Origin of the sequence: Streptococcus hyointestinalis (assembly GCF_041225505.1) — a bacterium.
GTDB classification, from domain to species: Bacteria; Bacillota; Bacilli; order Lactobacillales; family Streptococcaceae; genus Streptococcus; species Streptococcus hyointestinalis_B.
In genome coordinates this window covers 1-11,679 of the sequence record NZ_JBCLSK010000004.1, presented here as the reverse complement: position 1 = coordinate 11,679, position 11,679 = coordinate 1, and the positions used below count along the sequence as shown (strand labels likewise).

Below are 11,679 nucleotides of genomic sequence, written 5' to 3'. Positions count from 1 at the left end.
ATTAGTCCTTTCTGTCCTTGATGTAGAGGGTGGCTTGTTTGCCGTCTGATTGGTAATAGCGCTGTCCGCTATAGGCTTTTGCCAAGTCTAAAAGTTCTTCATGGTTAAAGCTTGTGATTTTTATCACATCATTTTCTAAGCGCAGCACTTGCCCCAAAAGACTGTCCTCTGGTGTCTCATCCGCTAGGATATTTTCAGAAAAATCCAGCGCTTCCATCATGATGGTGTCGTCTTTTACATATACCACATAATGCGGGAAAATCTGCGCTAACTCAAGTAAGACAGCCGTCGAGATGGGCTCTAGCGTTTCAGAGAAAACCTGCGCCAGCTCTCTTTCTGAAACATAGGCAAAACCGTAGGACTTTCCAGATAAATTCAGACGCACAAAAGGCTTTGTTTCTTCAAAACTAGGCTGAGCCACAAAAAGCTTGAGTGCCTGTGACAAGTCAAAATAATAGTCCGTCGCAGCTTTTGGCGATTGCTTTTGATAAATCTCAGCAAAGTAAGCGTTAATCACACTGGGCGGAGGGGTGATAAAAGTGAGCTTATCAGCGTCTGATAAGTTTTTTAGGCAATTGGTCAGATAGACCTTATCAAGGCTTGTAAAGCCGCCATAACGCAGCGCCAAGTCGATATAATCAGTCATAAAACGTGTCTAACCTCCATTTATTCTTAGTGGAAATGTAACCTGAAACTTCTTCTATGTCTTGTGTGCCGTCAAATGGCTCTAGCAGAGCCACCTTTTGCAGTTGATAGAGCTTGTAGAGTTCGTTTGAATTGACCTTGATAGTGAAAGGTTCAAACTGCTCACGGATTTGATCAACAATCAAACGGCGTAGCGATTGCTTGCTATTTTTATCCTTAGCAGACAAGCGGATATTGGGAAACGTGGTTGCCGTCAAGCTCTCTACCTTATCCATTTTATTGTAAATAGCAAGGCGAGGGATAGTTGACATATCCAGCTCATCAAGGAGATCTAGGACAACCTTTTCCTGCTCCGCATGGTTGGGGTCATTGGCGTCAATGACATGGAGCAACAAATCCACATGCCTGCTCTCTTCTAGCGTGGACTTAAAGGCAGCAACCAACTCCGTCGGCAAATCCTGAATAAACCCAACCGTGTCGGTCAGCGTTGCTTGGAAATGTTCAGCTAGATAGACCTGTTTTGTCGTAGCGTCGAGCGTTGCAAAAAGCTCATCGGCTTCGTATTGTTTATTGTCCGTTAGAGCGTTCATGATAGTGGACTTGCCAGCATTGGTGTAGCCAATCAAGCCAATCTTAAAAGTACTGTCGTCCAAGCGTTTTTCACGACTGGTGGCTCGATTTTTAGCCACCTGCTTGAGCTGGCGCTCAATATCTGTGATTTGCTGGCGAATGGAGCGACGATTGAGCTCCAACTGGCTCTCACCAGGACCACGGCTACCGATACCACCAGCTTGGCGACTGAGCATAACGCCCTGCCCTACTAGTCTAGGCAGCATATACTTGAGCTGTGCTAAGTGCACCTGCAGTTTTCCCTCGTGACTGCGAGCACGCATGGCAAAAATATCCAAAATCAACTGCATGCGGTCAATGACCTTAACTCCCAACGCCTGCTCTAGGTTGGTATTTTGCCGTGGCGTCAAGCGATTATTGACAATGACGGTATCAATTTCTTCGCTGTCAACAATTTGGGCAACTTCTTGTAATTTTCCTGAGCCGATGAAGGTTTTGCTGTCATAGCGCTCACGGTTTTGGACAAAACTGTCTATGACCTTTGCCCCTGCGGTTCTTGCAAGGCTCTCTAGCTCAGCCATAGACATGTCGCTGTTTTCTTGCTCTGGGAGCGTCACTCCTAGGAGCAGCACACGCTCCTCTTCTTTTTGCGTCTCAAACATCGCCTCACCTCCTTTATTGCGTAACTTTCATTATAGCATATTTCAGCTATTTACGTTTGCTTTGCTACTTGCTTTCTAAAAAATCACGCACAGCCTCTATGATAGCGGCACGACTCTCGCTGTCACTGATATTATAAAAGTCCACCGCCATGCGATTACGAAACCAAGTCAGCTGGCGCTTGGCAAAGCGGCGAGTGTTTTGCTTGAGCTTATCAAGCGCCACATCAAGACTAACCTCGCCTGCAAAGTAAGGAAAGAGCTCCTTATAGCCAATAGCACGGCTAGCTTGTACATCAGGATAATTTTCGTGGAGCCACTTGGCTTCATCCAGCAGCCCCTCCTTGACCATTTGGTCAACACGGGCATTGATACGCTGATAAAGCTTTTCACGCTCATCGTTTAGCCCGATGATAAGAACGTCATAATCTGGTGTTTGATTTTCCATGTCATTTCCAAAACTAGCCAACTCCAAAGCCCGTATAGCACGCCTACGGTTAGACAAAGGCATAGAAAGCCCATAAGCGCTCAACTCTTTTTCTAAAAGAGCATCCGACAATCCTTCTAACTCTGCTCGGTAGGAAAGAACCGCCTCTTGGTCAACCTGTCCGCCCAAGTGATAGCCCTCAAGAAGACTCTGCAAGTACAAACCCGTCCCTCCGACAATAATGGGCACATGACCACGCTCAGTAATCTCACTAATCGCTTGTCTTGCTTCCTTGACAAAGTCAAAAGCAGAGTAAGTCTCAAACACCTCTCTAACATCAATCAAATGATGTCTGGCTGCCGCCTGCTCAGCTTTGCTTGCCTTTGCCGTTCCGATATCTAAATTTTTGTAGACCTGCTGGCTATCTCCGCTGATAATCTCACCGTCAAATATCTGTGCCAGCTCCACACCTAGCGCCGTTTTGCCCACAGCTGTCGGACCTACCACACAAATTAATTTTTGGGACATGACTTCCATCCTTTTTTCGTTTTTTACTTGCTATTTTCACAAGCATAGGTTACTATATATTATAACACAGAAGCTGAGAGGGAGACCTTTCAATAACGAATAACCAAAAGGAGAATGATTATGGCTAAAAAATTTGCATTTGCTAAAGGTGTTGTTACAGGTGTCGCTGCTACTGCTGCTACTGTCGCAGGAGCCGTCTATGCTGTCAAAAAGACAATCATCGAACCTGAAGAAGAAAAAGCTGCCTTTATCGAAGAAAATCGTAAAAAAGCAGCTCGCAAACGCATTGCTCGCTAATCTTATTTGTCATAGTAAAAAACCGCTGTACAGCGGTTTTTTTGTTACATCCAGATAACTTTGATATATCGGACTCTGACAGTCTTTATCCGATAGTGTCTACAGTATCTTTTTTTTAAGTGAAAGCTCTGCTCTCGTTGAAGCGTTAAGCTTAACCACTCGTCCAGCCCTGTTAGCATAGTACCAAGTGTTTCCTACTTGGAAGAAGCGAGAAACATACAGTTCTCCTGAGTCAGTGTCATAGTAAGACTGGCTACCATCGCTGTTTGTTACAAAGGCTCCTTTGACTTGCTTACCATCTGTGGCAAAGTACAAACGTTGACCGTTGATGGTTTGAGAACCCGTCACCACATGACCTGTACTGTCGGCATAGTACCAGCTGTCACCTACTTGGAAGAAACGAGAAACATACAATTCTCCTGAGTCGGCGTCATAGTAAGACTGGCTGCCATCGCTGTTTGTCACAAAGTCGCCTTTAATTTGCTTGCCGTCTGTAGCAAAGTACAAGCGTTGACCGTTGATAGTTTGAGAACCCGTCACTACATGACCTGTGCTATCGGCATAGTACCAGCTATCGCCTACTTGGAAGAAACGAGAAACATACAGCTCTCCTGAATCAGCATCGTAGTAAGACTGGCTGCCATCGCTGTTTGTCACAAAGGCTCCTTTGACTTGTGTGCCGTCTGCTTGGAATAATAAGACTTGCCATCAATAACCTGACTGCCTACAACCGCCTTGCCATCGCTGCCAGCATAAGCAAACTGACCACTGCCTTTTTCGATTTCAAACCAACGATTTGCCACAGCATTTCCAGAACCAGCCTCAAAGTAATAAAGATTACCATCAGTATCACGAATGGCAATATCCTTTTGTTGGAAACCATCCGTATCAAAATATTGTTTGCTGCCGTTAATAGAAACAATGCCTCGTGCCATCACACCATTAGCGTCAAAATAACGCCAATCGCTGCCAAAGAGATAATAGTCGTTGCGGTACTGTGCACCTAGCTTGCTGTAGTAATAATAATTGCCACTAGCGTCCATGACAAAAGCGTCACGCAATTGAACACCATTTGGCAAGAAACGATAGAAATCATCACCTATCTGGTAAGCACCTGTCACCATGTAGCCATTCTCATCGAAATAGTACAAGTTGCCGTTTTCATCTTGGATAAAGACAGACTTAGCACGAGACCCACTTGTAGAATAATAATAGTAACCCGTATCGTCCTTGGCAAATCCTGTCACGGCTTCTTGACCTAGCAATTGTTTTGGTAGGATAACGGTGTTTTTATCCACTCTAAAGTAATCGTTTGAGCCCCAATCTTTTAGTACATAATAAGCTCCACGTCCCAAAATATTGGTTCCATTGAAGTATTTAGCTTCCCATTGCTTAATGGCAACTGTTGGGTCTATTTTTTGACCACTGGATACTTGGATACGCTCAAAAATGCTAGGGTATTTCTCCGCAAGCTCTTCTAAGAAAGCTCCGCCATAAACCGCTTGATAATCATCGCCATTAGTGCGTGTCTTGGCAGCGTAGAGCAATTCTTTGATAACAGCACCACTACGGTACTTCCCATAACTATCAGTACGGTTAGCTGTGACAATCTGCTCACCAGGAAGATTATAAATCTGATCAGGCACCCAGTCAGCAATCACTTGGATACCAGCAGCGTGAAGAGAACGAACGGCATCTAGCAAGTCATTGAAAGAACCATACTTGTTGTTTTTACTCATAGCAATATCATAGCGATCTTCAAAGGCGTAGCCGTTTCCGATGATAGCGTCAAGGAAACTTCCATCTTCACTAGCGACATATTGTGGTGCCATCTCAAAGGAGGTAATTCCCCAAGCCTTGAACAAGTCTGCATTTTGAGCGATGAGTTTGTTGGTGTACTGAGCGTCGTTTTCAACAAAGTCTTGGAAGTTAGAGAAACCTTCATAGATAACTTGTGAATCAAGCGCAGCTGAGCTTTCATAGACCAGATTTGAGCTGTTCTTTTCAGTTGATGCTGCTACACGAACATCCTGTGTATCACTTGCGCCAACTGGGATCCAAACAGCCAAGTAACCATTCATATCAACAGTAGCATAGCCCTTAATCTCACTTGGTGAGAAGGTCAGATTGCCATTATCGTCCGTGTATTTGATATAAGCACTAGCTTCTTGGTCGCTAGCAAACTGAAGAATGCCATTTTCAGTTCCCAAAAGAAGTGGACGATAGGCTTGGTTCTTGTGCGCAGCTCCCATATTGACCGTTATGGTATTGGCAAAACTATCATCGCCTTGATAAAGTTCTAGTTTAGGGTTGTTGGATACAATGGTCAATATACCTGAATAACGTGTCTCCTCTGTTCCCAAGTCTTCTGCTGTATCAGCACCTTTACCATAGCGTACAGATGTCAAGAGCTCCGTTCTGTCATAAGCTGTTTTTCCTGCATTATTGAGGCTTTCATTAGCTCCTGCTGGGTAATGAAGTTTCATGTCTTGACCACCAGAAACATACTTGATACGCCCTTTTAGCAAGGTCTCAATAGAATCATAGTAAGGCGATTTTTTAGCCATGTATTGCCCATCATCTGTGTACATGTCACCATAGTAAACACGTGTAATGGCATCTTTATTGGTCAACACGAGCGCATAAGCCGCAGGCACATTGAACTGAGTATACTTCTTATCCGCTTGATTCATATCTTCATTATAAATCTTGAAGGCTTCTTTGATTTCATCAAGCGTGATATTAGTCAAGCCATCTGTATCTGTACGCCCTAACTCTTTATTGATAATCTTAGCAATAACTGTTTGAACCTCTGAATCGTGTGCTCGTACAAACACATAGTTCGCCATGCGCTTGCCATCTTTATAAGCCTTGCCAGTTGTTGGGGCAATATCTGAACTACGGTTATTGTAGCTGTTTGTGATGATTGGTGCTAGTGATGGCGTTCTGCTCTCATCTCCTTCGACAGGACGCATGAGTGAGTAAAGGAGAGACAGACGATTTTTATTGTCAATTGGCAGTTGAGCACCTGACATAGCCTCATTGTAGTAAGGATCGTTTTCAGACCAAGCTTCTAAAATAGAGAGATGATCGATAGCGTTGGCTTCGCTATCAGCAACACCATACTTAGCCTTGAAGTAGTCAGAAGTGATTTGCAACAAGTCAGCATTGACATTGTCAACCGCATCAACACGAACACCGTCAAAGTTAGCGCTAGCATCACCTGCTACAATCTCACCAAAGTTCATGATAAAGTGTAGCCAGTTTAATTGCTCTGCTTGAACAACGGGATTAGAATTATCAACGTCATTAGCAAGAAGCAATTCATAGCCATCTGTTTCTAAATTATTGTACTTTTCTAACAATTCATCAACTGCTTTAGCGCCAAGTTCACTATCTAAATCTCTATCACGTGTTACCTTGGTAATCGTTTCATTAAACAAACGATAGTCAGAATTGGCTTCTGGCGTCTTATCACTATTGATAAAGGTCAGAGCCCCACCTTGCAAGTGGTCTTGATTTTTTCCAGCTGTGTTATCTTCTGTTTGGCTATTCCAGTTAGGTTGTGTCGCTACAAATGTTGAAATCCTCTCACGTAGCCAAGCCGTACCATCCACGTAGATTTTCTTTTCAATGGCTTTTTGAATATCTTGAGCCGCTTTGTTTAGCTCTTCTTGGCTGGCTGTAGCTTGGACAATATCACCAAAACCTGCTGCCGCCATGTAATTGACATAAGCTAGCTGCGTTTGCTTATCAGGCCACCATGCCATCAATAAAGGACGGACATCCGTCTGACGTGATGGTAACCACTGTTCTCCATTTGAGAGAATTTTCTTTGGACGATACCAAGTATTGGCTGTCAAATACCCATCAACCAGCTCGACTCCTTTTTCATCTAACTGGACAAAAGCGTTATTTTCACTAAAAGTATCATTGAGACTGGTCAAACCTTCCCTGCTAAACCAAGTTTCGGCACTATTTTCAAGAACACCATCCTTACCAAAATAAAGCAGCTTGCCATCTTCAGATTCAACGACAAAATTGGTCTTATAAGTACCATCTTCAGCGATATAATAAGTCTTACCGTCAATCGTCTGAATACCTGTCGCTGAGGTTTTTGAAACCGCAGTTTCTTGAGCCGTCAACGACTCCGTCTGAACACTTGTATTCTCTTCTTGGCTAGTAGACGTTTCTGCTTCTGTCTGGCTGTCACTTTGAGAAGACTCTGTTGTGACTTCTTGTGTCGTCGTCACCTCTTGCGTGTCTGAAACCTTTGTGTCAGAAGAGCTTTCTTCAGTCGTTTCCTCTTGACTAGAAGCGGCTTCTTCACTTGTAGATGAAGCTGTCGTTTCATCTACTTTTTGCTCAACAGTCGTGCTTGCTACTTGCTCACTCACAACACTATCAGCACTTGCTTGTGTGCTAACAGCACCTCCCAACATAAGTGTAGTAGCGGCAATTGCAACTGTTACCTAGTGCTTTTTGACCTTACGTCGCTTATAACGCATTTTGGTCTCCATAATTAGTTCTCCTTTTCCTTAGAAAGCTTATGCTTTCCTAATGCGGTCTCAACAAGTCTAACAAGGATTGTCATCATTCTTAAAACCATTTCCATTGTAACAAATCATGAGAGATACAGCAATAACAGTCTTCTCTTTTAACCAGCCCTTAATGGTTTTAATAAGAAAATTACTAAAAATAACTCGATACAATGTATCAAGTTATTCTTTTTGATTTAGAGTTGTTTGGATATTTTCAGCGACAGTCCGTGGGATACCACAGTTGACGATATCATCAACACTTGCCTTTTGGATATTGGTGAGGTTTTTAAAGTGTTTCATCAAGAGTTGCTTGCGCTTTGGACCCAGCCCAGAAATGCCATCTAGCTTAGAGGAGAAAGAGTTTTTAGAGCGCACTTGACGGTGAAAGGTAATGGCAAAGCGGTGCACCTCGTCTTGGATACGCTGCAATAAAAAGAACTCCTCAGACTGTCTAGGCAGCGGCACCACCTGCAAGGGATTACCAAAAAGCAACTCGTGCGTCTGGTGCTTATCATTTTTTTGCAGACCAGCGATGGGAATGTCTAAGCCAAGCTTATCTTCAATCACTTCTCTTGCGACATTGACCTGCCCTTGCCCTCCATCAATCACGATAAGGTCTGGCGGTGTCAAACCGTCCTTAAGCACACGACTGTACCTGCGATAAATAACCTCACGCATACTAGCGTAGTCATCAGGACCCACCACAGTTTTAATCTTAAATTTGCGATAATCTTTCTTACTTGGCTTGCCATTGACAAAGACCACCATAGCAGACACAGGGCTTGTCCCTTGGATGTTAGAGTTGTCAAAAGCCTCGATACGCACAGGTTTTGGAATATTGAGCAAATCACCCAGATTTTCAATAGCGCCATGCGTTTTTCGGATGTCCTTTTCCAGCAAATCAAACTTTTGTTGGAGACTGACCCTAGCGTTCTTGGTCGCTAGATTGACCAGTTGCTTTTTCTCACCACGCTGGGGCTTGATGACCTTACTCTTGACCAGAGCCTGCACCAAATCTTCATCAATGTCCTTTGGAATGAAAATTTCCTTTGGCAGCAGGTGCTTTTTATCCTGATAAAACTGACCAATGTAGGTCAAAAAGTCCTCTTCAGGCTCATTGTAGTAAGGAAACATATTGACATCTCGCTGGATGAGCTTGCCATTTCGCACAAAGAAAACTTGCACGCACATCCAGCCCTTATCCACAGCATAACCGAAAATATCACGGTCTTTCATATCCTGATGAATGACACGCTGCTTGGTGCGTAAAACCCCAATCGCCTCAATCAAATCCCGATACTCTGCCGCACGCTCAAACTCCATCTGAGCAGCTGCTGCTTGCATTTTATCCCTCAAGCCGTCCACGATTTTATTGTCTTTTCCGTTGAGAAAGTTTTTGACATCCTCTTTTAAGCCGTCCCAATAAGCCTTGTCCGTATGGCAAATGGTATGGGCATTACACTGCCCCAAATGATAGTAAAAACAGACCTTGTTGGCTGGATTGGTACATTTCTTAAAAGGAAAGAGACGGTCTAACAAACGCTTAATTTCCGTTGCGGCACCCGAGTCTGGATAGGGTCCAAAGTACAGCCCGTCATTTTTCTTAACTTGACGTGTGATGAGTAGTCTTGGATACACCTCATCTGTAATCTTGATGTAAGGATAGGACTTGTCATCTTTTAGCTTGATATTGTACTTGGGCATGTTTTCTTGGATGAGATTAATCTCAAGCAGAAGCGCCTCTGTGTTAGAACTTGTGACAATATACTCAAAATCCTCAATCTCAGACACCAAAAGCTCGGTTTTGGTATTGTGACTGGCATGAAAATAGGAGCGCACACGATTTTTTAAATTTTTAGCCTTACCCACATAGATGATAGTCCCATTTTTGTCCTTATGGAGATAACACCCAGGGCTATCTGGTAAAAGCTCTAATTTATGCTTAATCAGTTCATTCATGCTTTTATTATAACAAATTTTACCCAAAAGACAGCAAAAAGAGACTAGACCAGCTAATCTCTTTTTCGCTTTAACGACCAAATACCTCACCAGTCCAAAACTGGTAGACAAGCATAGCCATTTCTTGTGTTGTAACACGACAATGTCTTTCAAACCATTTACTTTTCATTTGCACCAAACCGCCAAAAAGATATGTCCACAAATACTCTGCATTCGGACCTAAGTCAGCGGTAAAATAACTCTCAACGTAGGGCTGCAAGCCTTGAACATAAGTCAGAGCAATGTCATTGATAATCCAGTGCGCATTTTGCACATACAAAACCTCGATACTCTTTTGGTATTGAAGCCAGTAATCAAAGTAAGTCTTCAATACTCCAAGCAAATCCTCAGGCTGTCTAGAGTCAATCACATTGAAACAATCTTTATATAAATAATCTAAATAAGTCTTTAAAACATCCTCTTTTGAGATAAAGTGGCGATAAAATGTTTGGCGTGTCAAAGAAGCTTCCTCAACGATTTCCTTAATGGAAATATCTTCGAGAGGTTTTTGGTGCATCAGAGTCAACAAAGCACGGATAAACAACTCTTTTGAGCGTTGACTTCTTCTGCTAACAAGTTCAGACATCACGTTCCTCCTAATTCATATAGTACTGTGCACAATAACACAATATAATTAAAACTTTCTTAAAATAGTTCAATAATTGAAAACCCTTTACTTATTTTCGATAAGAAAACCCCACCATGGCTTGCAAGGCAGGGTTTACACATATCGACTTTACAAAGCAAGTCTAGCTTAAATCCGATTATTTAAGAGTTACGCTAGCTCCAGCTTCTTCAAGTTTAGCTTTAAGTTCTTCAGCTTCAGCAGCTGCAACACCTTCTTTAAGTACAGATGGTGCGTTGTCAACAAGTGCTTTAGCTTCTTTAAGACCTTCACCTGTGATTTCACGAACGACTTTGATAACAGCAACTTTCTTGTCACCACCAGCAGTCAATTCGATATCGAATGAATCTTTAGCAGCACCAGCGTCAGCAGCACCATCAGCAGCAACAGCTACAGGAGCAGCTGCAGTTACACCAAATTCTTCTTCGATAGCTTTTACAAGATCGTTAAGCTCAAGGATTGAAGCTTCTTTAATTTCAGCAATAATGTTTTCAATGTTCAATGCCATTGTAGTTTCCTCCAAAATAGTTAAATGATAAAATAGGTTTGTAGCTTAAGCTACTTGAAGCATTAAGCTTCTTCTTTTGCTTCTGCAACCGCTTTGATAGCGTAAGCCACGTTGCGAACAGGAGCTTGAAGTACTGAAAGGAGCATAGAAAGCATGCCTTCGCGGTTTGGCAATTTAGCAAGAGCGTCGATTTCTTCTTTAGTAGAAACAGCGCCTTCGATTGCACCACCTTTAATTTCAAGTGCTTCAGCATCAGCAGCAAATTCGCTAAGAATTTTTGCTGGCGCAATAACATCTTCGTTTGAGAATGCTACTGCAGATGGTCCAACAAAGATGTCTTTCATCTCGTCAAGACCTGCTTTTTCAGCTGCACGAGTCAAGATAGAGTTTTTGATAACTTTAAACTCAACACCGCTTTCGCGAAGATTGCGACGAAGAACTGTATCTTGCTCAACTGTAAGACCACGAGAGTCTACAACAACGATACTTGCTGCTGCTTTCATCTTTTCAGCGACAAGTTCGACTTGTTCAGCTTTTTTAGCAATAATTGCTTCACTCATTAGTTTTACCTCCGTTTTTATTTTTGGGATAGATACAAAAAAACGTATCTACACCTAGACACGAAAGTACAAAACCGTTATTTCTAAATCACGTTTTGTGCCTCGGTAGGACTATTATGAGCACCGCTCCCCTACTGTCTTAGGTCAGTTTTATTCAAAACCTCATCTAGTATATCGTGAAGTTTTTTATTTGTCAAGCTTTTTTGAGATTATTTTGGGATTTTTTTCTGAAGAGGTTATCAATTAAAAGTTCTAAAATGAAGTTAGCCACTTAAAAGTATGAAAAAACACCTCAGAGAGATATAATTGTAATCACCACAA

At 42.6% G+C, this 11,679-nt stretch carries 8 protein-coding genes, 2 pseudogenes and 1 other annotated feature; of the genes and pseudogenes, 1 reads left to right on the top strand and 9 read right to left on the bottom strand.

Translation table 11 applies throughout. The features are described from left to right. Position 1: 1 nt before the first annotated feature. The 3 genes from AALA56_RS01740 to miaA all read right to left on the bottom strand — a co-directional run bounded on the left by AALA56_RS01740 (position 2) and on the right by miaA (position 2,829). Entirely contained in the window at positions 2-646 is a 645-nt protein-coding gene (locus AALA56_RS01740; RefSeq protein ID WP_369908479.1) for a cystathionine beta-lyase, read from the bottom strand. Beyond that, positions 639-1,877, bottom strand: a complete 1,239-nt coding sequence (hflX, locus tag AALA56_RS01735; protein ID WP_369908478.1) for a GTPase HflX — start codon at positions 1,875-1,877, stop codon at positions 639-641. Before hflX ends, AALA56_RS01740 begins: the two co-directional genes overlap by 8 nt. 64 nt (positions 1,878-1,941) lie before the next feature. Further along, the gene (gene miaA, locus AALA56_RS01730; protein WP_369908477.1) at positions 1,942-2,829 is read right to left on the bottom strand and encodes a tRNA (adenosine(37)-N6)-dimethylallyltransferase MiaA; all 888 of its coding nucleotides are present in this window, start codon (positions 2,827-2,829) and stop codon (positions 1,942-1,944) included. A 120-nt stretch (positions 2,830-2,949) separates the two neighbouring features. Between miaA and AALA56_RS01725 the strand changes: the two genes are divergently transcribed. Next, complete coding sequence (locus AALA56_RS01725; RefSeq protein WP_115269045.1) at positions 2,950-3,126, top strand: DUF3042 family protein; 177 nt, start codon at positions 2,950-2,952, stop codon at positions 3,124-3,126. 99 nt (positions 3,127-3,225) lie between these two features. Here AALA56_RS01725 and AALA56_RS01720 read toward each other — a convergent pair. The 6 genes and pseudogenes from AALA56_RS01720 to rplJ all read right to left on the bottom strand — a co-directional run. Beyond that, positions 3,226-3,315, bottom strand: a pseudogene (locus tag AALA56_RS01720) (hypothetical protein); the annotation flags it as partial. After that, positions 3,316-7,568, bottom strand: a pseudogene (locus AALA56_RS01715) (glycoside hydrolase family 70 protein); the annotation flags it as partial. 279 nt (positions 7,569-7,847) lie between these two features. Then, positions 7,848-9,626: an excinuclease ABC subunit UvrC gene (gene uvrC, locus AALA56_RS01710; RefSeq protein WP_369908476.1), complete on the bottom strand. Its 1,779-nt coding sequence runs from the start codon at positions 9,624-9,626 to the stop codon at positions 7,848-7,850. Positions 9,627-9,696: 70 nt separating this feature from the next. Continuing rightward, complete coding sequence (locus tag AALA56_RS01705; RefSeq protein ID WP_369908475.1) at positions 9,697-10,251, bottom strand: TetR/AcrR family transcriptional regulator; 555 nt, start codon at positions 10,249-10,251, stop codon at positions 9,697-9,699. Between the two features lie 178 nt (positions 10,252-10,429). Next, complete coding sequence (gene rplL, locus AALA56_RS01700) at positions 10,430-10,798, bottom strand: 50S ribosomal protein L7/L12 (RefSeq protein WP_115269041.1); 369 nt, start codon at positions 10,796-10,798, stop codon at positions 10,430-10,432. Between the two features lie 62 nt (positions 10,799-10,860). Beyond that, complete coding sequence (gene rplJ / locus AALA56_RS01695) at positions 10,861-11,358, bottom strand: 50S ribosomal protein L10 (protein ID WP_369908474.1); 498 nt, start codon at positions 11,356-11,358, stop codon at positions 10,861-10,863. 27 nt (positions 11,359-11,385) lie between these two features. Then, positions 11,386-11,520: a sequence feature (ribosomal protein L10 leader region), on the bottom strand. Positions 11,521-11,679 lie beyond the last annotated feature (159 nt).